At 62.0% G+C, this 26,639-nt stretch carries 28 protein-coding genes; 12 read left to right on the top strand and 16 right to left on the bottom strand.

Annotated features, from left to right (window positions below; all coding sequences use genetic code 11):
* Positions 1-30: 30 nt before the first annotated feature.
* Complete coding sequence (locus tag LCM4573_RS04340) at positions 31-693, bottom strand: sulfite oxidase-like oxidoreductase (protein WP_071004782.1); 663 nt, start codon at positions 691-693, stop codon at positions 31-33.
* A 74-nt stretch (positions 694-767) separates the two neighbouring features.
* On the opposite strand from LCM4573_RS04340, the gene LCM4573_RS04335 reads away from it, so the two are divergent.
* From LCM4573_RS04335 to LCM4573_RS04315, 5 genes are all read left to right on the top strand, one after another.
* On the top strand, positions 768-1,940 hold the full coding sequence (locus LCM4573_RS04335) for an aminotransferase (protein WP_071004780.1): 1,173 nt from the start codon (positions 768-770) through the stop codon (positions 1,938-1,940).
* A gap of 26 nt (positions 1,941-1,966) precedes the next feature.
* On the top strand, positions 1,967-3,217 hold the full coding sequence (locus LCM4573_RS04330; RefSeq protein ID WP_071004778.1) for a DUF763 domain-containing protein: 1,251 nt from the start codon (positions 1,967-1,969) through the stop codon (positions 3,215-3,217).
* Between the two features lie 79 nt (positions 3,218-3,296).
* Positions 3,297-4,934 carry an alpha-amylase family protein gene (locus tag LCM4573_RS04325; RefSeq protein WP_071004776.1) on the top strand — a complete coding sequence of 546 codons (1,638 nt, stop codon included), beginning with the start codon at positions 3,297-3,299 and terminating at the stop codon, positions 4,932-4,934.
* A gap of 3 nt (positions 4,935-4,937) precedes the next feature.
* Positions 4,938-5,921, top strand: a complete 984-nt coding sequence (locus LCM4573_RS04320) for a TIGR03885 family FMN-dependent LLM class oxidoreductase (RefSeq protein WP_071004774.1) — start codon at positions 4,938-4,940, stop codon at positions 5,919-5,921.
* 31 nt (positions 5,922-5,952) lie between these two features.
* A complete protein-coding gene (locus tag LCM4573_RS04315; protein WP_071004772.1) occupies positions 5,953-6,243 on the top strand; it encodes a hypothetical protein in 291 nt (96 codons plus the stop codon).
* 8 nt (positions 6,244-6,251) lie between these two features.
* On the opposite strand, the gene LCM4573_RS04310 is transcribed toward LCM4573_RS04315, so the two are convergent.
* Positions 6,252-7,445 (bottom strand): pyridoxal phosphate-dependent aminotransferase, encoded by a 1,194-nt coding sequence (locus LCM4573_RS04310; RefSeq protein ID WP_071004770.1) that lies wholly within the window; start codon positions 7,443-7,445, stop codon positions 6,252-6,254.
* 15 nt (positions 7,446-7,460) lie between these two features.
* Positions 7,461-8,102: a TetR family transcriptional regulator C-terminal domain-containing protein gene (locus tag LCM4573_RS04305; RefSeq protein WP_071004768.1), complete on the bottom strand. Its 642-nt coding sequence runs from the start codon at positions 8,100-8,102 to the stop codon at positions 7,461-7,463.
* A gap of 286 nt (positions 8,103-8,388) precedes the next feature.
* Here LCM4573_RS04305 and LCM4573_RS04300 point away from each other — a divergent pair, with 286 nt between their 5' ends.
* The 5 genes from LCM4573_RS04300 (at position 8,389) to LCM4573_RS04280 (ending at position 11,755) form a co-directional block, all read left to right on the top strand.
* Complete coding sequence (locus LCM4573_RS04300; RefSeq protein ID WP_071004766.1) at positions 8,389-9,906, top strand: globin-coupled sensor protein; 1,518 nt, start codon at positions 8,389-8,391, stop codon at positions 9,904-9,906.
* A 247-nt stretch (positions 9,907-10,153) separates the two neighbouring features.
* The gene (locus LCM4573_RS04295) at positions 10,154-10,423 is read left to right on the top strand and encodes a hypothetical protein (protein WP_071004764.1); all 270 of its coding nucleotides are present in this window, start codon (positions 10,154-10,156) and stop codon (positions 10,421-10,423) included.
* 45 nt (positions 10,424-10,468) lie between these two features.
* On the top strand, positions 10,469-10,672 hold the full coding sequence (locus LCM4573_RS04290) for a hypothetical protein (RefSeq protein WP_071004762.1): 204 nt from the start codon (positions 10,469-10,471) through the stop codon (positions 10,670-10,672).
* A 23-nt stretch (positions 10,673-10,695) separates the two neighbouring features.
* Positions 10,696-10,944, top strand: coding sequence for a hypothetical protein (locus tag LCM4573_RS04285; RefSeq protein ID WP_071004760.1), 249 nt, complete (start codon positions 10,696-10,698; stop codon positions 10,942-10,944).
* A gap of 133 nt (positions 10,945-11,077) precedes the next feature.
* Positions 11,078-11,755 carry a phosphoribosyltransferase gene (locus LCM4573_RS04280; protein WP_071004758.1) on the top strand — a complete coding sequence of 226 codons (678 nt, stop codon included), beginning with the start codon at positions 11,078-11,080 and terminating at the stop codon, positions 11,753-11,755.
* A 7-nt stretch (positions 11,756-11,762) separates the two neighbouring features.
* Here the strand turns inward: LCM4573_RS04280 and LCM4573_RS04275 are convergent, their stop codons facing one another.
* Positions 11,763-12,515 (bottom strand): endonuclease/exonuclease/phosphatase family protein, encoded by a 753-nt coding sequence (locus tag LCM4573_RS04275; RefSeq protein WP_071004757.1) that lies wholly within the window; start codon positions 12,513-12,515, stop codon positions 11,763-11,765.
* 65 nt (positions 12,516-12,580) lie between these two features.
* Here LCM4573_RS04275 and LCM4573_RS04270 point away from each other — a divergent pair, with 65 nt between their 5' ends.
* Positions 12,581-13,522 carry a lysylphosphatidylglycerol synthase domain-containing protein gene (locus tag LCM4573_RS04270; RefSeq protein ID WP_071004755.1) on the top strand — a complete coding sequence of 314 codons (942 nt, stop codon included), beginning with the start codon at positions 12,581-12,583 and terminating at the stop codon, positions 13,520-13,522.
* Here the strand turns inward: LCM4573_RS04270 and LCM4573_RS04265 are convergent.
* The 3 genes from LCM4573_RS04265 to LCM4573_RS04255 form a co-directional block, all read right to left on the bottom strand.
* Complete coding sequence (locus LCM4573_RS04265; RefSeq protein ID WP_244505243.1) at positions 13,502-14,992, bottom strand: phospholipase D-like domain-containing protein; 1,491 nt, start codon at positions 14,990-14,992, stop codon at positions 13,502-13,504. The two genes, LCM4573_RS04270 and LCM4573_RS04265, sit on opposite strands and share 21 nt — an antisense overlap.
* 104 nt (positions 14,993-15,096) lie before the next feature.
* A complete protein-coding gene (locus LCM4573_RS04260; RefSeq protein WP_071004753.1) occupies positions 15,097-15,300 on the bottom strand; it encodes a hypothetical protein in 204 nt (67 codons plus the stop codon).
* A 27-nt stretch (positions 15,301-15,327) separates the two neighbouring features.
* The gene (locus LCM4573_RS04255) at positions 15,328-15,507 is read right to left on the bottom strand and encodes a hypothetical protein (protein ID WP_071004751.1); all 180 of its coding nucleotides are present in this window, start codon (positions 15,505-15,507) and stop codon (positions 15,328-15,330) included.
* 214 nt (positions 15,508-15,721) lie between these two features.
* Between LCM4573_RS04255 and LCM4573_RS04250 the strand changes: the two genes are divergently transcribed.
* On the top strand, positions 15,722-16,231 hold the full coding sequence (locus tag LCM4573_RS04250; protein WP_071004750.1) for a ferritin-like domain-containing protein: 510 nt from the start codon (positions 15,722-15,724) through the stop codon (positions 16,229-16,231).
* A gap of 45 nt (positions 16,232-16,276) precedes the next feature.
* Here the strand turns inward: LCM4573_RS04250 and LCM4573_RS04245 are convergent, their stop codons facing one another.
* From LCM4573_RS04245 to LCM4573_RS04205, 9 genes are all read right to left on the bottom strand, one after another.
* Positions 16,277-16,492, bottom strand: a complete 216-nt coding sequence (locus tag LCM4573_RS04245) for a hypothetical protein (protein ID WP_071004748.1) — start codon at positions 16,490-16,492, stop codon at positions 16,277-16,279.
* A gap of 180 nt (positions 16,493-16,672) precedes the next feature.
* Entirely contained in the window at positions 16,673-16,891 is a 219-nt protein-coding gene (locus tag LCM4573_RS04240; protein ID WP_071004746.1) for a hypothetical protein, read from the bottom strand.
* Between the two features lie 76 nt (positions 16,892-16,967).
* A complete protein-coding gene (locus tag LCM4573_RS04235) occupies positions 16,968-19,136 on the bottom strand; it encodes a glycoside hydrolase (RefSeq protein WP_071004744.1) in 2,169 nt (722 codons plus the stop codon).
* On the bottom strand, positions 19,066-20,130 hold the full coding sequence (locus LCM4573_RS04230; RefSeq protein ID WP_083347295.1) for a glycosyltransferase family 2 protein: 1,065 nt from the start codon (positions 20,128-20,130) through the stop codon (positions 19,066-19,068). The genes LCM4573_RS04235 and LCM4573_RS04230 overlap by 71 nt, the downstream gene beginning before the upstream one ends.
* Positions 20,127-21,305 carry a glycosyltransferase family 4 protein gene (locus LCM4573_RS04225; protein ID WP_071005177.1) on the bottom strand — a complete coding sequence of 393 codons (1,179 nt, stop codon included), beginning with the start codon at positions 21,303-21,305 and terminating at the stop codon, positions 20,127-20,129. Before LCM4573_RS04225 ends, LCM4573_RS04230 begins: the two co-directional genes overlap by 4 nt.
* Positions 21,306-21,637: 332 nt before the next feature.
* On the bottom strand, positions 21,638-22,894 hold the full coding sequence (locus LCM4573_RS04220) for a glycosyltransferase family 4 protein (protein ID WP_244505220.1): 1,257 nt from the start codon (positions 22,892-22,894) through the stop codon (positions 21,638-21,640).
* On the bottom strand, positions 22,891-23,664 hold the full coding sequence (locus tag LCM4573_RS04215) for a polysaccharide deacetylase family protein (RefSeq protein WP_071004742.1): 774 nt from the start codon (positions 23,662-23,664) through the stop codon (positions 22,891-22,893). Before LCM4573_RS04215 ends, LCM4573_RS04220 begins: the two co-directional genes overlap by 4 nt.
* The gene (locus LCM4573_RS04210; RefSeq protein ID WP_071004740.1) at positions 23,657-24,985 is read right to left on the bottom strand and encodes an O-antigen ligase; all 1,329 of its coding nucleotides are present in this window, start codon (positions 24,983-24,985) and stop codon (positions 23,657-23,659) included. The genes LCM4573_RS04215 and LCM4573_RS04210 overlap by 8 nt, the downstream gene beginning before the upstream one ends.
* Before the next feature lie 12 nt (positions 24,986-24,997).
* Positions 24,998-26,626, bottom strand: coding sequence for a GumC family protein (locus LCM4573_RS04205; protein ID WP_071004738.1), 1,629 nt, complete (start codon positions 26,624-26,626; stop codon positions 24,998-25,000).
* Positions 26,627-26,639 lie beyond the last annotated feature (13 nt).

Genomic DNA, 26,639 nt, shown 5'->3' with positions numbered 1-26,639 from the left:
GGCGGATGAGGGGCATCTGGGACCTTTGAATCAATCTCCCGAATAGCGTTCCTCGGCCCAGGGCTCGCCCCGCATATGGTAGCCGTTGCTCTCCCAGAAGCCGGCGCGGTCCCGGTCGAGGAATTCGATCCGGTGGAGCCATTTGGCGCTCTTCCAGAAATAGAGATGCGGCACGACGAGGCGCACCGGCCCGCCATGCTCGCGCGTCAGAGGCTGGCCCTCCCATTCGGTGACGAGGATCGCATCCGGCGAGGCGAAATCGGAGAGCAGCAGATTGGTGGTATAGCCGTCGTAGCTCGTCAGCATTACGGCAACCGCCTCGTCCCTCGGATCGACGGCATTCAGGAAATCGTGCGTCGAAATGCCCTTCCAATTATTGTCGTAGCGCGACCAGGTCGTCACGCAATGGATATCGGAGCGCATCTCGCTTTGCGGCAGAGCCTGGAAGGCCTTCCAGTCGAAGGTCTGGGCATGGTTGACGAGGCCGCGAACGTCGAGCCGCCATTGCGACGTCGTGACTTGCGGCTGCTGGCCGAGATCGAGGATCGGCCAGTTCTTCACCAGATGCTGGCCGGGCGGCAGGCGTTCTGCCTCTGAGCGTGAGGTATGGCCGGTCAGGAACTTGCCCTGCTCCGCCCATTTCCGTTTGGTTATGGTGAGCTTGGAATCTGGCGGTTGAAGGTCGTCGGCCATGTCCGGTTCTCCTTGCGTCCGGCGATAATCTGGTAAAGAAGGTGGTGAAATCAATCGCCCCTTTGGAAATACCGATGCCCGCCTTCAATACCCTCGTCGAAAAGCTGAGCCCGCCGCCTGTTCCATCCGTCTTCGCCTGGGGGCGCGCCTATGACGGCTCCAGGGGGCCGCTCATCGATCTTTCGCAGGCGGTGCCGGGCTATCCGGCGCATCCGGACATGCTGCATCTCCTGGGAGAAGCAGCGTCTTCCACGGCTTTTACCGGCTACGGGCCGATCGAAGGGGAATTATCGCTTCGGCAAGCCTATGCGGAACATGTTTCGGATGTCTACGGCGCCCGCGTGGAAGCGGAAAACATCCACATCACCTCCGGCTGCAATCAGGCCTTTGTCTGCGCGGCCATGACGGTCGCCGGCCCAGGCCAGACAGTTCTGATGACCGAACCCTTCTACTTCAATCACGAAACCACGCTCGCCATGATGGGCGTGAAGACGCGGTTCGCAGCCTGCCGGGCCGAGAACGGCTTCCTGCCCGACCTGGTCGATCTCGAAAAGGCGATCACCGGCGACGTGCGGGCGCTGGCGCTAGTCTCGCCCAACAATCCCACCGGGGCGATCTATCCTCCGTCCCTGCTCGAAGCGATCTTCAAGCTCTGCCGGGAAAAGGGGATATGGCTGATCCTCGACGAGACCTACAGGGACTTCATGCCCGAGGCCGACAGGGCCCCGCACGGATTGCTTGGGCTCGAGGGCTGGGAGGAGACACTGATCGGCCTCTACAGCTTCTCGAAATCCTTCTGCATTCCCGGCCATCGGCTCGGTGCAATTACGGCGGGCGCAAAAGTGATCGAGCAGGTCGCCAAGATCATGGACAACCTGCAGATTTGCGCGCCGCGTGCGGCCCAGGCTGCGGTCGCCGAAGCGCTGCCGCTGCTTGGCGCTTGGCGCGAGGAAAACCGGCAGGAAATCGGTCGCCGCGCCAAGGCCCTGAAGGCGGTGATGCGAGCAGTTCCCAGTTGGAAAATCGGGGCGATCGGCGCCTATTTCGCCTTCGTGCGGCATCCTTTCCGCGGCGTCGGCTCCGTCGAGGTTGCGGAAAAGCTCGCGAAGCAGGCCGGCATCATCTCTATCCCCGGTGCCTATTTCGGTGAAAATCAGCAGGATTATCTGCGTTTCGCCTTCGCCAATGCGGACGCGGCGACTATCGCCCGACTGGAAGAACGTTTGAAGAACTTTTCGCTGTCCTGAGGCGGTCGGCCGCGATATAAGCGGCCATGGTCCAGAGAGCAGGCAGCGCCGATCTTCCGCTTCACGGCGGCCGGGTTCCCCGGTGGCTTGGCGAGCGTATGACGAAGCTCGGCGCGCTCATTGCCGAAGCCATCGTTCAGCACTACGGCCGCGACGAATTCCTTCGGCGGCTCGCGCATCCGTTCTGGTTCCAATCCTTCGGCTGCGTCATGGGCATGGACTGGCATTCGTCGGGCATCACCACCAGCGTTATTGGGGCGCTCAAGCGAGGGCTCACGCCGCTTTCCGGCGAACTCGGCATTCATGTCTGCGGCGGACGCGGCCAGCATTCCCGCAAGACGCCGGGCGAACTGCTGACGATCGGCGACCGGGTCGGCATCGATGGCGGGGAACTTGCCGCCGCAAGCCGGCTGGTGGCCAAGGTCGACAGCGCGGCGGTGCAGGATGGGTTCGATCTTTATCTGCACGGCTTCATCGTCACCAACGACGGTAAATGGGTGGTGGTGCAGCAGGGCATGAACGGAGACAAGCGCCAGGCGCGCCGCTATCATTGGCTTTCGGAAGGGATCACGAGCTTCGTCGATTCCCCGCATGCGGCGATCGAAGGTCGCCAGCAGGGCGAGATCGTCAATCTTGCCGATCACCGGGCTGAGGCCTCCCGCATGGGGCAGCTGGACCTGCTTTCCTCGCTTGGACCGGACCGGATCGTCCGCGAGATTGTCGCACTGGAGCCGAAGCGAAAGACTGCGGCGCAGCCCATGCTGCCGCATCTCGTCATGCCGGAGCACCACGATGTCCGGGAGAAGGACGTCGACATGAAGCGGCTGCACGGCACGCTCGCTGCCGCGGCCGATCGCGGGCCGCAGGATTTCGAGCACCTGCTTCTCACTCCCGGCGTCGGCGCCCGCACCGTCAAGGCGCTCGCGATGGTCGCCGAGGTGGTACACGGGGCGCCCTGCCGCTTTTCCGATCCTGCGCGCTTCTCGCTCGCCCATGGCGGCAAGGACCGGCACCCATTCCCGGTTCCGCTCAAAGTGTATGACGAGACGATTGGTGTGATGAAATCCGCAGTCCTCAATGGCAGGCTCGGCCGCGAGGAGGAGCTTCAGGCGCTGAAGCGGCTGGACGACCAAGCCCGTCTTACCGAAAAATATGTCACCGGTCCCGACCTCAAGGAAATCGTGGCCGGCGAGTTCCGCCATTCGCATGAATGGGGCGGCCGCAGCGTCTTCGGCTGGGAAATGCCGGAGGCCGAGACGGCGGCGAAACGCCGATAAGCTGTAGTTCCTTTTGGGAACTTTCTGGCTCCTTTGACGCTTTACGACCTGCATTCGTAGTGGCGAACAGAGGCCAAGTATGACGAAACATGCCATATCCTGGTACAATGAAGCCGTCATCTACGGCATCGATGTCGAGAAATTCGCGGACGGAAACGGCGACGGCATCGGCGATTTCATAGGTCTTACGGAGAAGCTGCCCTATCTCGCCGACCTCGGCATCACCTGCATCTGGCTGCTGCCCTTCTACAGCAGCCCGGATCGGGACAATGGTTACGACGTCAGCGACTTCTATTCCATCAATCCGGATGTCGGGACCTTCGACGACTTCCTCAACTTCCTGCACAGCGCAGGTGAACATGGCATACGGGTCATCATGGACCTCGTGGCGAACCACACCTCCAACGAGCATCCGTGGTTTCAGGCGGCGCGCCGTGACAACCATTGCCGCTATCGCGACTACTATGTCTGGAGCCCAGATCCGCCGCCGGTCGCTGCGGGGGCCAAATCGATATTTCCCGGAGAGGTGGATAGCCTCTGGACCTATGACGAGGTGGCTCGGGCCTATTACTTCCACAATTTCTACGATTTCCAGCCGGAACTGAACTTCGCCAATCCGGAGGTGCGGCAGGAGATCCTCAGGATCGTCGATTATTGGCTGGCCTTCGGCATCAGCGGCTTCCGGCTCGACGCCGCGCCGCTCATCATTGCCGATAAGGGGCTGGAGCACGCCAATCCGCGCGATCCGCACGGCATCCTGATGGAGCTTGCAAGCTATCTGAGGGCGCGTCGCCCGACGGGGGTACTGATCGGCGAGGTCAATATGCCCCCGGAAGAGACGGGGCGATATTTCGGTGAAGGCGACCAATTACATCTTCTCTTCAATTTCATGCTCGCCTGCTATCTCTTCGCAGGATTTGCCAAGGAGGACGCGGCGCCCATCAATCATGCCATGAGCCTGCTGCCGGAGCCGCCGGCTGGCTGCGGATGGGCAAATTTCCTGCGTAATCTCGATGAACTCGATTTCTCGCGCGTGCCGCCGGAGCTGAAGGAGGCGGTATTCCAAGCCTTCGCGCCAGACAAGGAGATGCAGGTATTCGACCGTGGCGTGCGTCGCAGGCTGGCCCCCATGCTGAACGGCGACCAGCGGCGGATCGAACTGGCGCTCAGCATCATCTTCTCGCTCAGAGGACCGCCACTGATCGTCTATGGCGACGAGATCGGCATAGGGGAGGATCTCGGCCAACCCGGCCGAACTGCGGTGCGCATACCGATGCAGTGGTCGGCGCGGCGGAATGCCGGGTTTTCGAATGCGCCGGCAGGCAAGCTAAGGGTGAAACCGGTCGACCACGGGCCTTTCTCCTACAAGAAGGTCAATGTCGAGGAGCAGCAGAAAGATCCCCAATCGCTTCTCAATACCATCAAGCGATTGATCGTGCTGAGACGCGCCCAGCCGCTCTTCGTCAAGGGCAGGCCCGTGAGGCTCAGCGCCAGCAACCCCGCCCTCTTGGTTCATGGTTTCGAGGATGCCGGCAATTTGCTGCTCATCATCCATAATCTCGCCGGCCGGACCGTGGAGGCTGAAATCCACCTCGGCGGTATGGAGGCGGAAGCATTCACAGACCTGATCGGCAAGGCCGAATACAAGGCCTCACCCCGGCTGCGTCTCAAGCTCAAGCCCTATCAATATCTCTGGCTGAGTTCGGAGAGGGAGTGAGCCATGGCGCATATTGGGTATCACGCTTCCCATGAGCAGTTTTCGCCGAGCGAGCTTCTCGGTTATGTGAAACTTGCGGAAGAAGCCGGCTTTTCCGCAGTGATGTCGTCCGACCATTTCGCGCCCTGGAGCTTGCGCCAGGGGCAATCCGGCTTCGTCTGGGCCTTTCTCGGCGCAGCGATGCAGGCGACGAAGCGCATTCCCTTCGGGCTGATCACCGTGCCTTCCGGCTGGCGCTACCATCCGGCGCTGACGGCGCAGGCTGCTGCGACGATCGGAGAGATGTTTCCCGGCAGGCTGCCCTGGATGGCGCTCGGCAGCGGGCAGGCGCTGAACGAGCACATCACCGGCGAGCGCTGGCCTTCGAAAGAGGAAAGGAACGAGAGGCTGCTCGCCGGCGCGGAGATCATCCGAGCGCTGTTTTCAGGCGAGACGATCAGCCGGGAACACCCGATCAAGGTGGATGAGGCGAAACTCCATACGCTTGCGAAGACGCCGCCCAGGTTGATTGCGGGAGCGCTCTCGCCGCAAACGGCGGAATGGGCCGGTTCCTGGGCGGATGGATTGATCACCATCAACCAGCCGCGTGAAAACCTCAAGAAAATCATCGAGGCCTTTCGGAAGGGAGGAGGAGAAGGCAAGCCGGTCTATCTGCAGGTCCATCTCTCATGGGCTGAAAATGACCATGTGGCTAGGCAGAATGCATTCGACCAATGGCGCAGCAACGCGGTCAGCGCGGCCGTGGCCGAAACCCTGAAACTGCCGGAGGAATTCGACGGCGCCTGCGTGAAGGTGCGGCCGGAGGACATGGACGAACATGTGCGCATATCTGCCGATCCTGCCCGCCATCTGGACTCGCTCGGCCAAGATCTGGAAATGGGGTTTTCGGAAATCTACCTCCACAATGTCGGGCGCAACCAGCGCCCGTTCATCGAGTTCTTCGGCGAAAAAGTGCTGCCCAAACTTGCGGAACGAAGCCCCGCCTGAGCGGTTCATGTTGTGAACCAGGGAGGCTAGCATGGAACCCAGAGAAAAAGCGAAATCCGGCGGAGATGGGCCGAACATCACCAAGAGTTCCGGCACCGGCGAGACGCCACGCCGCCACGAGACCGATCCCGCCACCGCCGATCTCAACAAGGCCCGCAGGGTCTGGGAGGCCGAGACCAACCGCGATCCGAGCGGCCGGGTGGCGGATGCGGGCGATGCCGGCGGCGGCGCGCTTCCTTATGACGAGGAGGCGGAGGCCGATATCGTCGGCCGGCAGACCGCCGCCCGCAAGCCATTATCAAAGGACGACAAGGCGGAGTGACGTGGCGTTCAGGCGCGCTTTTCCGCCAGCATAACCAGGCGGCTCGCAAGGTTGCCGATCCGCTCCATGGCGATTGCGAGAACGTCGTCCGGCACGGTTAACGAAATGCGCAGGAAGCCGGCTGCCTGATCACCGAAGGATCTGCCGGGCATCACCGCCACCTTCTCTTCCTGCAACAGCTCCCAGGCGAACTCTTCGCCGCCGAGGCCGGTTGCCGCGACGTCGAGCAGGATGAACATCCCGCCCTCCGGCGGCATAGGCGTTACGAGATTGTTGCCGGCAAAGGCCTTTTCGACGATCGCGGCACGTCGGCGATAATTTTCGCGCATCACGTCGGCGGTTTCGAAGTGCTGGGAGAGCGCCATGGCCGTCATGTCGGCGATGAAGGGCTGCACGCCGAACAGCATGGTCTCGGAAACCGGCAGCACCTTTTCGCAGAATTCTTCCGGCCCTGCGGCCCAGCCGCTGCGGAAGCCTGGCGCGGCATGGGATTTCGAGATGGAGGAGACGACGATCGTGCGCTCCGCGAGTTCCGGGATATCGAAGGGCGAGGCGAACGGCGTTCCTTCGAAGATCAATTGTTCGTAGACCTCGTCGCAGACGATCCAGAGATCGTGCTTGCGGCAGACCTCACCGATCGCGGCGATTTCGGCAGCCGTCAGCACGGCGCCCGTCGGGTTGTGGGGCGTGTTGAGCAGGAGCACCCGGGCTTCGGGCGTGATCGCCCGTTCCAGATCCTCGGCCTTCATGTGGAACCTGTTCTCCGGCCTCAGCGGCACGGGGATCATGTGTGCGCCCGTCGAGGCGATCACGCCTTCGTAGGTGGCATAGAGCGGATCGCCGACGACGACGCCATCGCCTGCCTCGACGAGGCCGGCCATCACGCTGTAGAGCGCCGTCTGGGTGCCGGGAAAGCAGAGGAAATTATTCTCGGTCACACCCTTGCGGCGCTTCGAATATTTCTCCACCAGGGCATCCAAGACTGAAGGTTCGCCGCGGCCGTTGGAATAGCGGGTCCGGCCTGCATACATGGCGCGGGCAGCCTCATCGAGAAGCGCTCTGTCGGGTGCGATATCCGGCTCGCCGATCGTCAGCTCGATGATGTCCTCGCCCGCGGCCTTCATGCGTCGGGCGGCGAGGTGAACGGCCCAGCGACCGGAGCCGAGATGGGCGAGGCGATCGGTGATCGAAGCATAACGCATGGCATTTCCCTTTATTTATGTATCGGAGGCCGAAAGCTCGCCCGGCGGAAGTCGAAGCAGGGCTTCGACGGAAGAAAGAGCGGTTTCGGCAAGTCCTTTATCGGCAAACAGGTCCGCGGCAAGTGTGCCCTCCAGCCACAGGCCGTCGATCAGGCCGTTGACGGCGATCGCATGCGCCCGGCACTCCTCGCGACTGACTGTCCGGCCCTGTTCCGCATGAAGGGCAAGGAGCAGAGCTTCGAGCGCCTCCAGGAAAGTCAGGTAGTTTTCCCGATGAATGGCGGCGAAGGTGGGGTCGAGCGGGATATGGCTGATGAAGGCCGCCCAGAGCGATAGCGTACGCGGGTCCGTGACCGGCGGCGTCACGTTGGCGACGATGAAACGGCGCAGACGCGTGCGGGCATCGCCGCCCTCCGTCGCCGCGCGGATCGCTTCGTCCGTTATGCCGGTCATGACCTGCCGATAAGCCGCCTGCAGCATTTGGTCCTTGCCGGCGAAGTAATGGCGGATGAGACCGCCCGTGACGCCGGCGCGCGTGGCTATCTGCCGCACGGTTGCGCCCCGGATGCCGAATTCGGCGATGCAATCGAGCGTGGCGGCGATCAGGTCCTCACGCCGCTCGGCCTCGCTTGCCCTGTGATAGCTGCGCCGATTCACCGAAATCTCCGCACGGCGCGGATATCATTGAAAAATCGGGTAAAAGGCTTGGCGTAGGCGCCGCAGGCCTGCATCGAAACGGTCTCCCGGAATTGCGGATAGGGGCGGAATCCGCTCCCCGAAATTTGTCAGTGGTCGAAGTTATTATACGCTTGAATAACGGTCGCACAAGTGAGGCTTCATGCCTCAATTCTTATCCGGGACGATTAAGGGATCGTATACCTTAAAGCCACTAAGCCTCGCTGCATGTCCAACGATTTGGACGCAAACGATTGGGAGTTTAGGGATGTCGTCGGCCGAAGAGAAACGCGAACTGCAGAAGCGCCTTGATTTTCTGGGTTTCGATCAGGAGTCGCGTTCGACGCTGCGCGATCTTTCGCCGGTCATCAATGCCAGTATTTCCGAAGCACTCGATACTCTCTACCGCAAGATCAATGCGACCCCGGAAATCGCCTCGCTGTTTTCCGGCCAGGGTCACATGGACAGCGCGAAGAAGCGTCAGATGAGCCACTGGGCGGTGGTCGGCGAAGCGAGTTTCGACGAGCGTTATGTCGAGGGCGTGCGCGCGGTGGGAGCCGCCCATGCGCGGATCGGGCTCGATCCCCACTGGTATATCGGCGGTTATGCGCTGGTGATGGAACGGCTCATCCATGCCGTCGTCGCCGAGAGATGGCCTTCGCGTTTCGGGCGGGGCAATTCGGCAAAGCTCGCAAGCGAGATCAGCACGCTGGTCAAGGCGGCGATGCTCGACATGGATTACTCGATCACGGCTTATCTCGACATCATGGCCGCTGAGCGCAAGCGTGCCGAAGAGGCGAGACGCGCCGGCGAGGAGGAACAGGAAATCGCGCTCGAAGCCCTGGACCGCGTGCTTCAGGGGCTTTCCGCCGGCGATCTCGAAACGCGGCTGCCGGATAGCCTGCCGGTCAATTTCTCCCGTATGGTTCGTGACTACAACAACAGCGCCGAGAAGCTGCGCAGTACGCTTGCCACAGTGCACAATACCGGCGAAGAGATTCTCGCCAGCACCAACGCGATCTCACAGGCGACCAAGGATCTTGCGCGGCGCACCGATGAGCAGGCAAGCGGACTGGAGGAGAGTTCTAGCACGCTGCACGAACTGACCCAGAGCGTTGCGGATACCGCGGAAGGTGCCAACAAGGCGGCCGTTGCGGTCGATGTCGCGCTGTCGGAGGCGCGTGCCTCCGGCCCGGTGGTCAAACAGGCGGTCACGGCCATGGGCGCCATCGAGCAATCTTCCGAAGAGATTTCCAAGATCATAGGCGTGATCGACGAGATTGCGTTCCAGACCAATCTTCTGGCGCTCAATGCGGGCGTGGAAGCCGCTCGCGCAGGGGAGGCGGGACGCGGCTTTGCGGTCGTGGCTCAGGAAGTGCGGGCGCTGGCGCAGCGCTGCGCCGATGCCGCCAAGGAAATCAAGGACCTGATTTCGGGCAGTTCCAAGCAGATCCAGGCAGGCGTCGATCTCGTCAACAATGCCGGCCATGCGCTGGGGCAGATTACGTCGCGCATCGACGACATCAATACGATCGTCAAGAATATCGCGGCCGCGGCGGCAAGCCAGTCGGCCGGCTTGCAGGAAGTCAACGGCTCGCTCGGCCGGATGGATTCACTGACCCAGCAGAATGCCTCCATGGTGCAGGAAACCTCCACCCGCACGTCAGATCTTCGGGATGCGGTGGAGAGGCTGGTTACTGCGCTGCGCGGTTTCAAGACTCGCGGCGCCGCGGAACTCGGCCGGGATGCCCGGCAGCCGGAAGCAGCCAAGCGCCGCGCCGCCTGAGCGGGTCGGCGGGCCCGGCCGGCCAAGCAGAAAAAGGCGCCTCCCTGAAAAAGGAGGCGCCAGTTGGGAGGGTATTTATGACGCCRTCGATCGGACAGAGTTCTGCGATCGACGTCGCCTGAACATCGGGCCCCCACAAAGGTTCCCGTCTTTATGCGCATATCTCCGGTCCATATCCCGCTCGGTGCCGGAACAATCGCGATGCCGGCCGGTTCTGTCCTTGCATTCAAAACGGAGACAGGAGCCAATGAGCAAGGCAGTTCAGACCACCGATCACGATGAAATCCGCCATTGGATCGAGGAACGCGGCGGCCATCCCGCGCGGGTAAAAGCGGCGGGCGAAGGCGGCTTGCTGCGCGTCGATTTCGGCCGGCCCGAGGAGGCGCTGGAAGAAATCTCCTGGGAGAATTTTTTCGYGGTCTTCGACGAGAACGAGCTTTCCTTCCTTTACCAAGAGGAAACCGATGACGGCAAAACAAGCCGTTTCAACAAGTTCGTAGCGCGAACGCGACATTGAACGCAGCCGCTTCGTCTTGTGGCACGCGATTGAGGAGGACGAGACATGACGTCCAAGCACTTCAAGACCCGAAAGCCGAGCGATGCCGACCTGAAGTCCGATCCGGGTATCGGCCAATCGAAAGGGTTGAACCGCCGTATCGGCAATGAAGAGATCGCCGGCGACAACACGGATGAAGGCGATGTCGCGAACGATACGCTACCATCCGGCGGTGTCGATCCCGACCAGCGCGGCCGTGCGAACAAGTAGGCGGCAAGAAGGAGGAACTCACCATGCAGGGTGCGAAGACCCACGAGCAGCAGCGCAACATCATCGAAAAGCGCGAGAAAACGGCCAATGCCGGCAAAGACTTCGATGCGAAGGCTGATCTCAAGCGCAGCGAGGCCGCGCGCAAAGCTTTCCGCAAGGGCGATGACATGAGCATGCGCACGGCGGATGTTTCGATGAACGATGACCCTTCCATCATCCGCGGGCGCAACCAGGAAAGCGAGCATCGCAAGGGCAGCGGCGGTAGCCGATAGCGGCGCCCACCGGAACGAAGGTGCTCTCCCAAGGTTGTCCGGGTGCCGGCCGGGGGTTATGATCCCTGAAGGGCAGGGCAACAACATCCGGCCGTGGCGACTTCGTCGCGGCGGAGCGTCTTGGGAGGATGACATGTTCGGATTTGGCCCCACCTTTGCAGACCGTGGCGATGCCGGAAGGCAATTGGCGGATGCCCTTCAGGAACAGGCCCACGCCAATCCCGTGGTGATGGCGTTGCCGCGAGGCGGCGTGCCCGTCGCCTTCGAGGTTGCGCGGCGGCTCGATGCGCCCCTCGATCTCTTGATCGTCCGCAAGATCGGCGCTCCCGGCCAGCCGGAATATGGCATCGGCGCCGTCGTCGATACCAAGGAACCGCATGTGGTCGTCAACGAGGAAGCAGTGCGGAACTTTACGATACCACCCGGTTATCTCGCGACGGAGCGAGATCACCAACTCTCCGAAATCCAGCGGCGTCACCGCATGTATTTCGGGGAGGACGAGCCGCGCGATCACGATCATGCCGGCAGGGATGTCATACTGATCGACGACGGTATCGCCGTCGGGGTTTCCATCCGGGCCGGCATCCATGCTCTGAAACAGATGGGTGTTGCCTCCATCTGCATCGCCGTCCYCGTCGCGCCCCGAGACGTGGTGGAAGCCTTGAGGGACGAGGTCGACGAGATCGTTTGCCTCTCGGCTCCCGAGCGCCTTCACGCGGTCGGCGCTCATTACGGCGATTTTTCACAGACGACCGATCAGGAAGTGGTTCGGCTGCTGAAGGAAGCGCGGAAATTCGGCAAGGCGCACTGAAACGGATCTAAACCTCGACGGTTGCCAGCAGCGGAAGATGATCGGAGGCGCGGCGGGCGAGGGGCGTCGAAATCACGCCGGCCTCGCGCACCTGGATGTCCGTGGACACGAAGATATGGTCCAGCCTCAGAAAGGGATAGCGGGATGGAAATGTTGGTCTTGGCTGCATCACGGTGCGGTTCTGGACATCGGCCATTCCCCGGGAGAGATTGTGATAGACCGGCGAGGAGGGGATGGAGTTCATGTCGCCGATCAGGATTATAGGTTTCCCCCGACAATCGGGATGGCCGAGCCAGTCGGGTCCCCGCAGCACTGCCGTTTGTTTCAGCCGATCGCGGCGCCGGAGGCCGAGATGGGTGTTGAACACCTGAAGCTGCGTATCGCCGGCGGTTATCTCCACCCAGACCACGCCCCGCTGCTCTCCATGGGAGGGCAGGACGTCTCCCTTGACCAGCCGCATCGGGAGCGCCGTCAGCACCGCGTCGCCGTAATGCTCCTCCTCCACCTTCAGCGCAGCATGAAAGTGGAATTCCATGCGCAGCAGGGATGCGATGATATGGGCCTGATCCATGCCACCGGTGCGGTTGCGACCGACATCCAGTTCCTGCAGCCCGATGATATCGGGCTCGAGAGCGGCGATCACCTCCGCCACCCGGGCGGGATCGAGCCTGCGGTCGGTGCCGATGCAGCTATGGACGTTGTAACTCAGGATCTTGAGTGCCTGCCGGGCGGGGAATGGTCGTGTCTCGATGTCCGTCATGCCGCAGGGAACCCCTTTCCCCGGCTTTTCGTTCCCACAACGGGCTCCGGCAACAGAGGAAGAGGATGATCGCCAGGCGGCACGTGCTGAGATTGTTGATCGCCGCGGCGATCTGCCTTGCCGTTCTCCTCGTCTACCGCAGCCTGGGACGGTACTCGTTCGAGGAGATCGAGGAGGCCGTCGGCGCCATCCCAAAATGGCGGCTATTTTCTGCCCTCGGTTATGTCGCCTGCTCCTATCTTTGCCTCACGGGTTTTGATGCGCTGGCGCTGAGATATGYCGGAAAGCCGCTCTCCTATCCGCGCACGGCACTCGCCTCCTTCACGAGCCTTTCGATCGGTCACAATGTGGGACTGGCGGCGCTCAGCAGCGGCGCGGTCCGGTACCGCTTCTATTCCCGCTGGGGGCTTTCCGCCGAGCAGGTCGCCAAGGTGATCGTCTTTTGCGGGGTGACGGTGGGGGTGGGGCTCGCCACACTCGCGGGGCTTGCCCTGCTCCTGAGGCCGGGTGGCGATCCCAACCTGCTGGGCCTCGACAGACCGGCAGCGATCCTTCTCGGCGTTGTGTGCCTCGCCCTGCCGCTTGCCTATGTGCTGATCTGTGCTTTCGTCCGCCGGCGGCTCAGGCTGTGGAGCTGGAGCTTCGAACCGCCCCGGCCGGTGCTCGCTCTGGGGCAGATCGTCATCGGCACATTGAACTTCTCCTGCGTTGCGGCCTGCATTCACCAGCTTCTCGCGGGCTTTTCTGATGCCGGCTATCTGGATGTTGCGAGCGCTTACGTCACCGCCAATATCGCGGCGCTGATCAGCCATGTGCCGGGCGGCCTCGGCGTTCTGGAGGCAACGATGCTGAGCATTCTGCCGGATGCGGAATCGATCGGCGCGCTGGTTGCCTTTCGCGTTCTCTATTTCTTCGTGCCGCTGACGACCGGCGTGCCGATCCTGATCGCGAGCGAGGCCTATTATCGCCGCCGTCCGGAAAAGGTTTCAGAACAGGCGACGAGTTAGGCGGGAGAAAAAGCGCCGGATACCCGCCTGGAATTGCGGAACGGGCCAATAAGGCTGCTTGGGGTCGACAAGTCCGGTCCCGATCATGGATTGCGTCTCGCCACCGCGAGGATCGACGTCGAAGGGCCGCAGCCCGCGCGGGCGAGTGTTCAGGGCATCCACGGCGGCGAGCATGGAACCAGTCCGGGCGATGATTTCGGCCACGTCCTGCGGCGAGGCGTCGAGATGTTCCGCCAGCAGATCGTTGCGGATGGCGGCAATGGCGCTCTGGCCCGCAGGCGAGCCGGTTTCAATGGCCAGGTCGCATTCCGTGTCGAGCCCCTCGGAGCGGTTGTTGAGGTTGGACGAGCCGACGCGAATGAAGCGGTCATCCATGATGATGACCTTGGAATGCACGATGACTTCCTGCTCGCCCCCTTTTCCGTCCGGAACGACCGCGTAGAAGACCCGAAGCCGCCTGTTGCGATCGACGCGCTTCAGACGACGGATGAGGCGATTGCGATTATGCCCCATCATCAGCTTTTCCAGGAACCCATGGGATTTTCGGGTTACGACCACGAGGATTTCCGGTCCGTCGGTTTCTCTGAGGCGACGGGCAAGCGTGCGCGCGACGCCGAAGGAGGCAAGATACTGGGTTTCGATATAAAGGTGGCGCTTCGCGTTTCTCAGCGCATCGTGGGTCAACCGGATCGCCTCCCTGTGGCCCCGGTGTCCCTTCCACTTCCACGCCTCGGTAAGCGCCAGCGCGGCGTTGCAATCCGTCAGCGCCGGCTCCAGATCCTCGGGCCAGGGGGACTCCCCCGCGATCTTGCATGGCGCGAGGTTCTCTCCGGTCGCCTTCTCCCACCGGCGACGGGCGACGACGCCAATCATCCCAGCCGCGTCTCCGCTCACGATCGCCTGCACGTCATGCAACGGGCCGTAGCTCGTCCCGTCCGGAGCGATCCGGCGGGTATCTTCGACCCGGTGGCTGCGATCGTCCCAGCGTTTCGCGGTAATGTCGATGCCGCCGAGGAAGGCGGTCCGATCATCTATCGTGACGATCTTTTGGTGGTGGCTCGCCCGCAGCGGATGACGGAAGTCGAAGCGCAGGGAAATGCGGGGATGATCGCTCCATTCCATCTTGCCGAAAACCTTGAGGCTCTTGCCCGAATAGACCGGCCCCATTCCCCAGACGAGGAGACGGATTTCCAGCTCCGGCCTTTCCTCCACCAGCATGTGAAGCAATTGCCCAAGCGTTTCGCTATCGGGTTCGTCCTGCCGCAGGCGAATGTCCGGGTTGAAGTCCCAGCCGACGATGAAGATGGATTTCCGGGCCTTGCGGAGAACCTGATCGAGCCGCCGGAAGTAATCGGCGCCGTCCACCAGGAATGCCGCCTTGTCGACCCTTGCGCTGCGCCATGCGTTGCGGCCGGGCCGGATGATCGGATCGATCTGGACGAATTCGTGTGTGGAAAGCTCTATCGCCACGTCCAACTGCGCCATCTCCTGAGATCAGTGATAGATGAACGTGCGAAATTTTCCCTTTGTTCCAGCGGCCTCTCTCGCGCTGAAGAGCGCAGGAGAGGGTGGCATTACTGGTCTATGCTGTGGGGAGGCGGATTGAGGGGTTCAGTGCCGCCAAATTCCGCTCCATTGAAAAGCTCCATCGCGGTCAACATGCAGAGAAGAATGAACAGGGCCGCGGCAAACAGCTTCCAGAGCTCCAGCTTGGGCGCTCCATGTTCTTCGCCGGGTTTATCTCCGCTATTGGTGTGCATGTCGCTACGGGTTGCCATAATCACCTCCTGTCGCCGCCGAACCCATTATTGAACGCTGCTGCCCGGTGGCATGTAGACCGGCGGATTTTCGGTTTCATCCGGATTGGGCAGTGGTGCTTCGTCCGGAAGGCGGTCCGGCTCGGGCTCGTCGATCGGCGGCTCCGGCTTCCATGTCGGCGCCGGCATCGGCGGCTGTTCGCTCGGTTCGCGTGGATCGGGCATCATGATTACTCTCCCTTGCGGTACTCTTCCTTGCAGGAGCACAACGGAGGCCGGCGGCTATTGTTCCTCCGGAAGGGCCCTCCGATCGGAGCCYTTTCGGGCGGTATCTTCGGGCTCCAGCAAAGAGCGGCGGAACTTCGCGCGTCCTCTCAAGTTGATGCGGTGCGTCCGACGAGCCCCGGCTCGTCGGGTGGTCGAAGATGCCAGGAGAAACGACATGACCCATGCCAGAGATAATTTCATCGCATGGCTTCGGGATGCCCATGCGATGGAAGAGCAGGCGATAACCATGATGACGGCGCAATCGCGCCGCCTCGAGAACTATCCCGATCTCAAAAAACGCATCGAGCAGCACCTGATCGAAACGCGCGCGCATGCGGAAGTCCTGGAAGACCTGCTTGAGCGGTTTCCGGCGGGAGGCGCCTCGACGCTCAAGGATATCGCGGGAAAGCTTACCGCAACTGCCCAGGGACTTGGAGGAATATTCACGAGCGATGAGGTGATCAAGGGAGCCATGGCGAGCTACGCATTCGAACACGTGGAGATTGCAAGTTACCGGGTGCTGATCGCATCGGCGGACGAGCTGGGCGAGGTCGAGGCGAAAGCGGTGTTCGAGCGTATTCTGGGGGAGGAGATCGCAATGGCCGACTGGCTGGAGGAAAACCTCGACAATGTCACGCGGGTCTTCCTTATGCGCGACGAACGCGATCTGCAGGCGAAGCGTTAGGGGAAAATCCGCCAGCCGCCCGTCGGACGGCTGGCAGAAGCGCAATCAATTCTTGGTGTGGGGCATTTCCCCCAGATGGATGTGGAGTTCTCTCTCATCCCGCACACCTTGTTGATAAAGCTGCAGAATTTGTACAGCTAGATCATTGGCGGCCAAGCTTCCACCATCCAGTCCACGTTCCGCGCACAGCGTATTGAAAAAACGCTGGAGGAAAGCCAGTTCACTTGGTTCGAATGCATGCGTAAGGACTGCCGTATTCATTGTTTTCGGCCTCCATTACGGGGCGAAGCGTGTCTTGCCTCCCGTCGCCATCGCCCCTTAATACCCTGGCGATGGCCAACAGTGACTCTTTCCCCCATTCTTTGCAAGGGCGATCTTGACTTTAAATTCGGTTGAAGTCTGCGAGATGTGAATCTCACTCGGTTGTGATGATTCGCTCTGCTAATCCTCTTTCAAATGATTGGCTTCGTGATCGTGAAACTGCTCAGTCTGCACGGTCTTGCTGTCGAGGCCGCGCTGGCGGGAATGCTGAGCCTTGTCGCGATTGGAAAGCACCGTATTTTCGGGAATGCGCTCCTTGTCGATGTCCGTCATAGCGCCACTCCCGCTGCCCTTGCCCTGGGTGCCGCTGCCGACATGTTTCGTGCTCGCGTGGGCCATCGATATTCCTCCTGTCCTGATTGTTCCTTCTTTCCAACCAACGAGCCGGGATTTTGATCCTATGGAGGGAAACCCCTCAATCGGTTTCGAGCAGGAAGAAAGTGGTCGGCCCGGACGGGGTGTCGTTCGAGAGATTGAAGCGGATCTCGCCCCTTTCGGTCCGCAGCGGCGCATGCACTTTCCCGTCCAGGCCCACCGGCGAGAGGCGCCAGCGGGCGACGCGCTCCTTGAACTCCAGCGCAATATCGCCCTTGCGGATCAGCACCGGCAGCGAGCCGAAATCCTCGATCACGTTCTGCTCGGGGTCGCGGAAGCGCATGTTCGTATTGCGGGCGTCTGTCGCGAAGATCAGCAAGATTCGCTTGGCGGTCGAGAGCGGGGAGTTGCCATCAAGGGCAGCCGCCGCGATCAAGCCTCCGCCGTCGGAACTTTCAACCCGCAGGGTTCCGAGGTCGAGAGGGCCATTCAGCTTGCTGAAAGCGGCTGCCACGGTCCGGGGCGTGGAAAGCGTCAGCCGGTGTTCTTCCCTCTCGAGCAGCAGTTCGCCGGTATCGCTTTCGAATAGCCCGCGTGCGGGATCGGTGCGATTGTTGCCCGGCAGGAGACCGGCTTCCCTCAACGCATCGAGCAATTCCTGCGCCTGAGTGACGTTGCGAGGTTGGTTGACTGCCAGCAGTTCTCGCAGGCCACCGGAGGAGTTGAGGCCGATGCGGGAGACAAGCGCGAGTTCGGTCAAGGCGTCTGGCTCGGCCGCCTGCATATCGTCGTTCAGGTCTTCCATGCCACGCATGGTGAAGGGGATGGTGTTGCGGGCGGGCGAGACATCTCCGCGACGGAAAAGAAGGGCTGCGAGCGTTTCTCCCGCCCGCGCCACCGGATCGAGCGCGATCGCATAGGGCAGCATGGCCCGCTTGTGGGGGTATGGCTCGCCGTATTTCAGGACGATCGGGGCATGTCCGTGTCGGCAGAGAAGGTCCCATCCTTGCAGCGCCGCATAGGCAGGCATGAGAAGCCCGGCTTCGTAACGGTAACGGCTCCAGAAGAGGTGGTCGTATTCGCTGAGGGCGAAAGGCTTGCCGAGCCATCGCGAGGCGGCGGCATAACGCATATAGCTGGCGGCATCGGTGACGGAGCTTTTGTTGCCGATGGCCGAGCCGGGTTCGTAGCCGCCGACCCAGTCCTGGTAGGTGTTCATGGTGACGGCATCCAGCCCTTGGCGGCTGAGCGATGTCTGAACCGTCGCCCAGTTGTTATAGGTGCTGATGAGACCGCGGTAACCGAGATCGCGCATCACTTTCGTCATTCGCTCGGCGGAGCGGCGTTCGGTCTCTACAAAGAAGGCCTGAAGGTCGTGCATTCGCGGCCCGTCCAGGTAGCGGTCGACGGGTAGGCTGATCGAGGCAGCTTCCAGCCTTTCATCGGAGCGGAGATCGGACCAAGCCTTGGCGAGTTCGGCAGTCGAGCGGTATTTCTCACGAAGCCAGGCATTGAAGGGCTTTTGCAGCATGGCGGCATAACCGGGCCAGCCTTTCCCTTCCTTCACGACATTCTCGAATTCGATGCCGTTTTCATTGGCAAGGATCACCAGTGCAAGCGCCTCGTCCTTGATGGGGGCTACACCGGTATAGGGATTGATCCGGGCGAGAAGTTCCTGCTGCAGCCGTTTCCAGTGTTCGAAGGCTTTATCGTCGAAATGGAGGGCCAGTTTCACGTCTCCGCCGGGGTCCCAGCGATCGCCATATCCGCCATAGGCACCCCGCCAGGATGTTATCCCGTCGAACATCCAGTAGATGCCGTTCCGCTTCAGGGCGGCCAGCAGGTAATGGATGCGGTCGAGCACGTCCGGATCGAAGTCGAAATCGCCGGCGCGGCCCTGCATCAGGTTCGCATCGACGAAATGGAAGCGGGCTATGTTGTRGCCGCGCATGGCCAGTTGCCTGGCATAGATGTCGGCGGAGGCATGGTCGGGAAAGCCCCCGGAAGCCGGGCTCCAGCCGAGCGAGGCGCAAAACAGGGGCTTCGGGGACCGAGGCGAAGCGGCGGTTGCGATGCGCCCGTTTTCGCCGGCGACAAGCCGGTGATCCTCGTCTATCGGTTGGTTCGGCAGAATACCGGAAAAATCGAGCGGACTGCCGCTCGCGACCGTCAGCGAGATTTCACGGACGGGCAGCCATTCAGCTGCGCTGGCCGCCGGAGCCGCTGCGATAAGCGCCAGAATCCCCGCCGCCCTCATCAGTCTTTTCATCTGGCCCTCCAAGATTGCGGCTTTCAATCCAGTCGAGCGGGCTGCGTCGCGGAGCGAGATAGCCGAAAGGCAGGCCCGCCGCATGGAAGAGCCAGGCGACCACTGTGTAGAGACCGAGCGAGAAGCTCTTCTTGCGAACCGACATCAACGCCACGACCACCGCAAAAATCCCCGCCACGAGCGCGAGCGCCAGCAACTTGTCCGGCAGGAAGAGGAGAAGGCCGAGCGAAAAAAGGATCCAGCCGCAGACCAGCGCCCATAGCTTCAGCTCCGGCAATTCCTTCAGCACCTGCCGRAAATAGGGTTTTCCGGTCGCTGCCCGCAGTACCTCTCCTATGCCGAAGAGATATTTCGTCTTCCAGCGGCGCACCAAGAGCCGATAGGAATTGATGCTGTGGCCGTAGTGCCGGACGAAGCGCCGGTCGAGGCGGTGCAGGTTCCAGCCGGCATGTCTTAGACGTATGCCGAGGTCGAATTCCTCATAGCCGTGCAGGTTCCGATCGGTAAGGTAGCCGATGCTCTCGATCGCCGCCCGCCGATAAAGGCCGCCGCCATTCATCCGGTCTATGGAGCCTATGCGATTTTCTGGCGCATTCCGCTGGACCCGCCGCGTATATTCCAGATTGTCGAGCATCATTTCCTCGACATGTCCCGTTACCCCGGCGGCCTTGCCGTGCYGGTCAAGAAAGGCAAGGGCTTCCGGCAGGAAGTCCGGATCGAGGTCCATGTCGCCGTCGAGAAGGCAGATGTATTCATGCCGGGCATATTGGAAGCCGAGCTGSGGMCYSRGKCCSCAGCYCGGACGCGCCGGCGCCTCGATCTGCACGATCCGCACCGGATGGCGCGAGGCTATCTCTATCGTGCCGTCGGATGAGCCGCTGTCGGCGACGATGACCTCTCCGCGCCCGCCTGGAAGACCGGCAAGCGCATGCCTGATCGTCTGGGCGATCCGCTTTTCCTCGTTGAGCGTCTTGATGATGATTGATACGGTCAAGAGAACCTCTTGCTGTTCTTTGCGACGACAGATCGATAGACCGCCGCCGTTGCGCGCCCGATGGAGGACCAGCCATAGGAGCGCTCGATCTCGCGGATGCGCGCAAGTGCACCCTCCTGGCTGAACGGTTCCGAAATCTTTCGCTCAAGCGCTTCAGTGAGTGCCTCGACGTCCCGTACGGGGAAGTAATCCGTCGGCGGGAGTTCGACTTCGCGGTTGGCTGGAATATCGCTTGCGAGCACTGGGAGCCCGTAGCTCAGAGCCTCAAGAAGCGCGATCGGCATGCCTTCGTGGATCGACGRCAGGACGAAAAGGCCGGCCTGGGAAAAGAGCGCCGCGAGATCTTCCCCGCTCTGGAAGCCGGCCATCACCACGCCCGGCACCCGCGCGGCCATCGCCTCCACTTCCTTGGAATAAGCACTGTCGTGATCGGCGGCACCCACCAGCACCAGTTTCCAGCCGCTCTGTTCGAGCTTTTCGAAGGCGGCGATCAGGTCGTTCTGCCGCTTTTCCGGAACGATGCGGGCGACCATGACGATATAGCGCCGGCGCTCGAGCCCGAAACGCTCGATGACGCCGTTGCCGGCAATGCCGGGCCGCACGTTCACGCCGTTCGGTATGTGGCTGACCTCTCTGCCGTGCCGCGCCTTCATGGTCCGGGCAACATCTCCCGAGACCCCGATGCTGGCGCTGGCGAAGCGCATCGCCAATCTTTCGCCGAGCCGAAGCACCCGTCTGGCGGTCGGCCCCCATTTTTCCCGATCGTAATCATAGCCGTGATGGGTGACGACGACGTTGAGGCCGGCGAGGCGGGCGATGGGAGCCAGAATCCCCGGGCCGATCGCATGGATGTGCAGGATATCCGGCCGCTTCACGGCGGCGTGGAGTACGCCGAGAAAAGTGTGCGCGATTGCTTCGAATAGCATGGATCGCGGCGCCCAGAGAGGGACGACACGAATGCCGCGCCAATCGGCAGGTGCTTTTTGCTTCAGATAGGGCCTGCGCCCGAGAATCTCGACATCCCAGCCATGCTGGAGAAGCTCCTGTCCGAGCATCTCGACATGTTTTTCTATCCCGCCCTGGATGTCCGGAATGCCACGCAGGCCGAGCATGACGACCCGTCTACGGGCCGTCTGTACGCTCGCCGCTAGGTCGGGTGTGAGAGGAGTATCCATGAGTGCGGGCGAGAGGCGTGGTGTCTCGTTCATCACCACGCGCTCCCGCCGCGCCCCCTCCGGCCTGTTCAGGCTCGGTGTGGCCGGAGCCGGTCGTGCGTTCAGGTCGTCCCCGAGCGCGAGATCATCCGGCGCCCCGCTTGAGAATGGCGGGTGTTCCATCTGCGAGAGACGCGTTTTCTTTTCCATCGACCCGGCCCAGAAATCATTTCTGAGTAGGTTTTACCGATGGAACGTTCCGATACCGGAAATCGAACCGCTAAAATTCTAGGAAAGCTGTGCGGTTTTAACGCAAAAAGAGGGGAAAGGCGAAATACCCGCGGCCTTTGCCCTCAGGCGGTGCCGAKGCTCCGGTAGAGATCCAGCATGCGCTGCCGATAGGCGTTGCTGGAGAATTCGGCGGATATCCACCGGCGGCCCGCACGGCCCATGTCCGCACGTCTTTTCGGAGAAAGTGCCGCCATGGCGGCAAGAGCCGCGGCAAGGTCATCCACCGAGCCGGCGGCCGCAGTTCTGCCGGTCTCATCCTCGCAGACCATTTCCGGTATGCCGCCGATCGCCGCGCCGATCACCGGACGGCCGAGCGCATAGGCTTCCAGGATGCTGATCGGGGCGTTTTCGTACCATTCCGACGGAAGCACCAGGGCGCGGGACTGCCCGATCAGGCGGAAAAGTTTTTCGCCTGAGACATAGCCGGCGAAGGTGACGTCCGCCTTCATGGTTTCCGCGAGCTGCCGCAGCTTTACTTCCTCGGGGCCCGTGCCGGCGATCACCAGGCGCTGCCCGGCCTTGGCAGCGGCGCGGATCAGCGTCGCAATGCCTTTTTCCGGAGCGAGCCTTCCGGCGAAGACGAAATAGTCGCTCTCCGTCCAATCGGCCGAAAACTTCTCGACATCGACGAAATTGGGGATGTGGACGAGCTTTTCCRCTGACCAGCCCCATTCCATCAGCTTCTCGCGATAGAAACGGCTTGGAACGACGATGCGGTCGACCTTGTTGCGATAAAGGCCGAGCATGCGGTGCAGGGTGGTCTCGGCGAAGACGACGGCGCTGAGCGCGAGCGAATCTTTCACGCAGCGATGGACGACGACATTATGGATACGGCCGCCACGGCAATCCTCGCACACCTTTCCCTCGCGCAGCATCTTGTAGGCCGGACAGGCGAGTTTCAGGTCGTGTGCGGTCATCACCACCGGGATTCCGGCATTTTTCAGGGTGGAGAAGATCGCTGGCGACAGGTGGTGGTAGACGTTGTGGGCGTGGGCGATGTTCGGTCTCGCCCTTTCGATCAGCCGCTTGAGATTGTGTTGCGCTTCCAGCGAATAGATGACCTTGGCAGCCTGTGCCACCTTGGCGAGCGGGCCTCCCTCCCGTCCATATTCGATTTCGGAGACGAAATATTCCGACCAGGGGGAAGGCTGATTGTTCTCGTGTTGCATGGCGAAGGGCACGACATCCCAGCCGATCTCCTCGAAGAGCGCTGTGTGATCGAAGAAAACCGTTTCGGCGCCGCCGCGGCGATAGAAGTAATTGTTGATGTTGAGTAGCCGCTTCGTGGCGGTGTCGGTCATGCTGGGACGGACATTCATCTCGCGTCCGCCTTCCAGCCGAGTTCGCGCACCGCCGCCTCGACGGTGACGATCCGACAGCCCTTTTCGACGCAATGGCGGACAAGGTGTTCGAAGGTCGCCGGAGTGCAGCCGTAGGGTGTCGGCTCTTCGGCGATATCGTGKGTGAAGAAGATCAGCCAGCCGGGATCGGCCGCGACGTCGTCGATCCAGCCGGTAAGATCGAGCGCGTGATCTTCCGGTTGGCGGATTTCCACCGATTTGAGCATCAGGGGGTCGACCAGGCCGCGGTTTATCTCTTCACCGGCTCCTCGGCATGTTTCGAACCGATCCGCCAGGGTGTTCCGCGCCAGCGGCCATGCCGCATTGTAGGGGAAGGCGAAACTGGTCGCCGGTCGGGTGATACCGGCCTCGCGCAGGAAACGGGCGCTTCGATCCAGATCGGCGGCCAGGCCGCGGCCGTATTTACGGATCCGGCGATGAGAGAAGGTGTGACACCCGATCTCATGGCCGCGGCGAAAGAGCTCCCTGCAGCCACCGGCATCGATCAGCATGCGGCCCGGCTCCACCGAGCCCGCGAGCCCACCCGCGATATAGAAGGTGCCTTGCGCCGCATATTTCTCCAGGATGGCGGCGCCGTGCGTCAGCGCCGTATCGGGAACATCGTCGAACGTGAAGGAGACGAGCGGGACTTGTGTTTCCACCCGGCGTTTCTTCGACGCCATATCCCAGATCAGGCGATTGCCGATCCGGTCGATCAGGTGGTCCGCGGTCGCTATTGGATCAGCCATGAGCAAGTTTCCCCTCCCGTGCCCCTTGTGGCGCGCTGACGAGGTTCTGCGAACGCAGCCGGAATCCATAGAGGGCTACGATGAAGGTGAACCAAAGCAGGCTGCCGCTTTCGAAAAAGATGCTTTCCAGCCCCGCATTGAAGAGCGTGTAGAGCCATATGCGGACGAAGAGCCTGGTCACGTTCGAATGTTCCCCGCCGCCGTCGACGCGGTTGAGATCGCGCAGCGGCAGGAAAAGAACGAAGATCAGCGTGAGGACGAGACCCGGAATGCCCGTCTGCACCAGCATGTCGAGATAGGCATTGTGGCCGTTGTAGGCTTCCACGGCCCAGGTCTCGACGGAGCCGCCGCTATAGACGAGTTCCCGCGTCTGCCAGAAGGCCTTCAATCCGTAGCCGGTAATCGGGTTTTCGGAGATCGCGGAAAAGGCAAATCGCCAGATATCCGAGCGGTTCGTGAAGGTCGCGTCGATGCCGAGGCTGGTGACGAATTCGCGAAAGGGCGCAATGACAGCCGCCCCCACTGCCAGCAGGTTGAAGGCGGCGACGCCACCCACGGCGATAGGGATGCGCAGGCTGCGGAACCGCTCAAATAACCAGGCAAGGACGAGCACCGCCGGCAGCATGGCGGAGGCGGACTTACCGCCCGTATGGATGAGGAAGAAGCACGACAATGCCACGATCACCAGTCCGATGGCGCGCGACCAGACCGACATCACGTAAAAGCCGAAGAAGGCTCCGATGACCATGGCCCCGGCCGCACCGTTTTTGTGCGTGAAGTGCCCCCGCCAGAAGCCGGCATTCATCGGCTCGCGCAATTCGGAGGCCTGATGAATCGAGACATCCGGGCGGAAGATCACGCCGAAATAGGCGAAGCCCAGCATGATCAAGGTGCCGATTGCGAGCAGCTTCGCAAACTGCCTTTCGGAGGAGGGCAGTAACAGAAAAATGCTCGCGTTGATGGGCACGATGATCCCGAGGATCAGCGCCTTGATCCCAAGTGCAGGGTGGTTGGAAAGAAGTGCGGTGAACAGGAACCAGCCGAAGATCGCGGCGAGCAGCCAGCGGGGCTGCAGGATGATCGAGCGCAGCGGATGCAGCAAGCCGTAGAGCAGCATGCCGCCGAAGATCAGCAGCGTTGCGATCTGGTTGAGCCGGTTCGAGGTTCCCGCAGAAGGATCGAGCGTCGCGGCGCCGGTGAGGTCCACGTAAGGATCGGTGGTGACCCAGAAGAACAGGAAGACAGCCATGAACAGCGTAACGCCGAAGACGTTCCTGTCCAGGGTGACGGGGACTATGGCGTCGGCTGTCGGGGATCGCATGGCACGCTCCCCTCACGCATACCTATGCGGATAGGAAAGTCTGCGGCGCGCCTCGCCGAGATGGCGCAGGAGGCCCAGTGCAATTGCAAGGCCGATGCCGAGCGCGGCTCCCGCCACCGCGCCGGCGGCGAGAAGGATGAGCGTGCGCGGTGGCCAGCTCTTCGCCTTCGGCGGCACTGCCGGCGAGATCACCCGGACATTGGTGGCGTCGATCTGCTGGCGTTCGGTAATCTGGTGCGTGCGGCCGAGATAGGTTTCATATACGGCGGCCTTCGCCTGCGCGTCGCGTTCCAGTTCCCGCAGCCGCACCTGAGCATCGCTGTTGGTGAAGACCGTGCTGCGCTCGGCATCGGCTCTGCGGCGAAGTTCGTCCAGCGTGGAGCGGGCCTGGTCCACATCCGTCTTCGCCGATCGCAGGATGCGTCCGGCCTCGTCGCCGATCGCCCTGTCAAGCGCGGCCTGCTCCGATTGCAGGGAGATCAGGCGGGGGTGCCGGGCGCCGTAGGTCAGCGAAAGAGAACCGATCTGCTGCTGCAGCGTGGCGTAGCTGGTGCGAAGATTGGCCATTGCCGGCGAGTCGAAGACTGTGTCGGTCGCCGCGCGGCGGCTCGCGACAGCGCTCTGCATCTGCTCGTAGCGGGCTTCGGCCTGGATCAGCCGCTGCTGCGCATCGAGAACCTGGGTGTCCAGCGCGCTCGAAATGCGGCTGCTTGCAAGTTCGCCTGCATTCAATTGCAGCTTGTTGTCCCGCTTGAACTGCTCCACGCGCTCTTCCGCCTGGGTCACGGCGGCGCGCAGTTCATCGAGGCGCGAGGTCAGGCCGGCGGCGACGCGGCCGGCACTTTCCGCGGCCGACTGGAAGAGTTCGGTTTCGAAGGCACGCACGATCGCATCCGCCAGCCTTACCGATTTTTCCGGGTCCTCCGTCCAGACCCCGAGCGAGACGACGAAGGAGCGTTCCTCGCGTTGCGCGCTTACGCGTTCGCTCAATGCCCGCAGGATGCCGAGTTCAGTGTCGCCTTCGGGCCGGGGGCCGGAGATCAGGCGCACGAGTGGGTCGAGGAAGCCGGGCCTGTTGAATTCCGGATCATTGGCGAGATCGAGCTCGGTGATGACATGGCGCAGCACGTTGCCGGAAGTCAGCACGCGAAGCTTACTTTCCACTTCGAGGAGCTGCGAATCCCGCTGCGAACTGGAAGCGAACACATCGTCGGAGACGACGTTGAGGTTTGCGGGATCGACGATGAGGTCGGTATAGGCCGTGTATCGCGGCGTCGCGGTCAGGGCGTAGGCCAGCGCTGCGATCGTACCGATGATGGCGGCAAGCACGATCCATTTGATGCCGTCGCGTAGCCAGAGCAGGATATCCGCCGGGCCGATCTCGGCCAGGCTGCGGATCTGCGCGTTCAGGCTGCGCTCCAGCGTCGATTCTTCGCGTTTCGGACGGGGAGGCTCCGGCGTTTCCCGAGCGATAGGTTCGGAAGGCGCCAATCGGCGATAGTTTTCCGGAGGAGGATCGAAGCTCTCCGCCTCGTCCACCCGGTCGAGGAGGGAGCCCGCCCGAGATACGTCGGTCCTGCGGCCGGTCATCCCATCGGATTGAACCGGTCGTCGGTTTTCAGGCTCCTTCGGCCGGTACATTGACACCTCCACC

Origin of the sequence: Rhizobium sp. LCM 4573 (genome assembly GCF_001854865.1) — a bacterium.
Lineage (GTDB): Bacteria > Pseudomonadota > Alphaproteobacteria > Rhizobiales > Rhizobiaceae > Neorhizobium.
This window is presented reverse-complemented; position numbering and strand designations above follow the sequence as displayed.

What these genes read in the sequence shown, in the direction of transcription:
- LCM4573_RS04340 (WP_071004782.1), bottom strand. Translation starts at nt 693, where the DNA reads ATGGCCGACGACCTTCAACCGCCAGATTCCAAGCTCACCATAACCAAA.
- LCM4573_RS04335 (WP_071004780.1), top strand. Translation starts at nt 768, where the DNA reads ATGCCCGCCTTCAATACCCTCGTCGAAAAGCTGAGCCCGCCGCCTGTT.
- LCM4573_RS04330 (WP_071004778.1), top strand. Translation starts at nt 1,967, where the DNA reads ATGGTCCAGAGAGCAGGCAGCGCCGATCTTCCGCTTCACGGCGGCCGG.
- LCM4573_RS04325 (WP_071004776.1), top strand. Translation starts at nt 3,297, where the DNA reads ATGACGAAACATGCCATATCCTGGTACAATGAAGCCGTCATCTACGGC.
- LCM4573_RS04320 (WP_071004774.1), top strand. Translation starts at nt 4,938, where the DNA reads ATGGCGCATATTGGGTATCACGCTTCCCATGAGCAGTTTTCGCCGAGC.
- LCM4573_RS04315 (WP_071004772.1), top strand. Translation starts at nt 5,953, where the DNA reads ATGGAACCCAGAGAAAAAGCGAAATCCGGCGGAGATGGGCCGAACATC.
- LCM4573_RS04310 (WP_071004770.1), bottom strand. Translation starts at nt 7,445, where the DNA reads ATGCGTTATGCTTCGATCACCGATCGCCTCGCCCATCTCGGCTCCGGT.
- LCM4573_RS04300 (WP_071004766.1), top strand. Translation starts at nt 8,389, where the DNA reads ATGTCGTCGGCCGAAGAGAAACGCGAACTGCAGAAGCGCCTTGATTTT.
- LCM4573_RS04290 (WP_071004762.1), top strand. Translation starts at nt 10,469, where the DNA reads ATGACGTCCAAGCACTTCAAGACCCGAAAGCCGAGCGATGCCGACCTG.
- LCM4573_RS04285 (WP_071004760.1), top strand. Translation starts at nt 10,696, where the DNA reads ATGCAGGGTGCGAAGACCCACGAGCAGCAGCGCAACATCATCGAAAAG.
- LCM4573_RS04275 (WP_071004757.1), bottom strand. Translation starts at nt 12,515, where the DNA reads ATGACGGACATCGAGACACGACCATTCCCCGCCCGGCAGGCACTCAAG.
- LCM4573_RS04260 (WP_071004753.1), bottom strand. Translation starts at nt 15,300, where the DNA reads ATGGCAACCCGTAGCGACATGCACACCAATAGCGGAGATAAACCCGGC.
- LCM4573_RS04255 (WP_071004751.1), bottom strand. Translation starts at nt 15,507, where the DNA reads ATGATGCCCGATCCACGCGAACCGAGCGAACAGCCGCCGATGCCGGCG.
- LCM4573_RS04250 (WP_071004750.1), top strand. Translation starts at nt 15,722, where the DNA reads ATGACCCATGCCAGAGATAATTTCATCGCATGGCTTCGGGATGCCCAT.
- LCM4573_RS04245 (WP_071004748.1), bottom strand. Translation starts at nt 16,492, where the DNA reads ATGAATACGGCAGTCCTTACGCATGCATTCGAACCAAGTGAACTGGCT.
- LCM4573_RS04240 (WP_071004746.1), bottom strand. Translation starts at nt 16,891, where the DNA reads ATGGCCCACGCGAGCACGAAACATGTCGGCAGCGGCACCCAGGGCAAG.
- LCM4573_RS04210 (WP_071004740.1), bottom strand. Translation starts at nt 24,985, where the DNA reads ATGCGATCCCCGACAGCCGACGCCATAGTCCCCGTCACCCTGGACAGG.
- LCM4573_RS04205 (WP_071004738.1), bottom strand. Translation starts at nt 26,626, where the DNA reads ATGTACCGGCCGAAGGAGCCTGAAAACCGACGACCGGTTCAATCCGAT.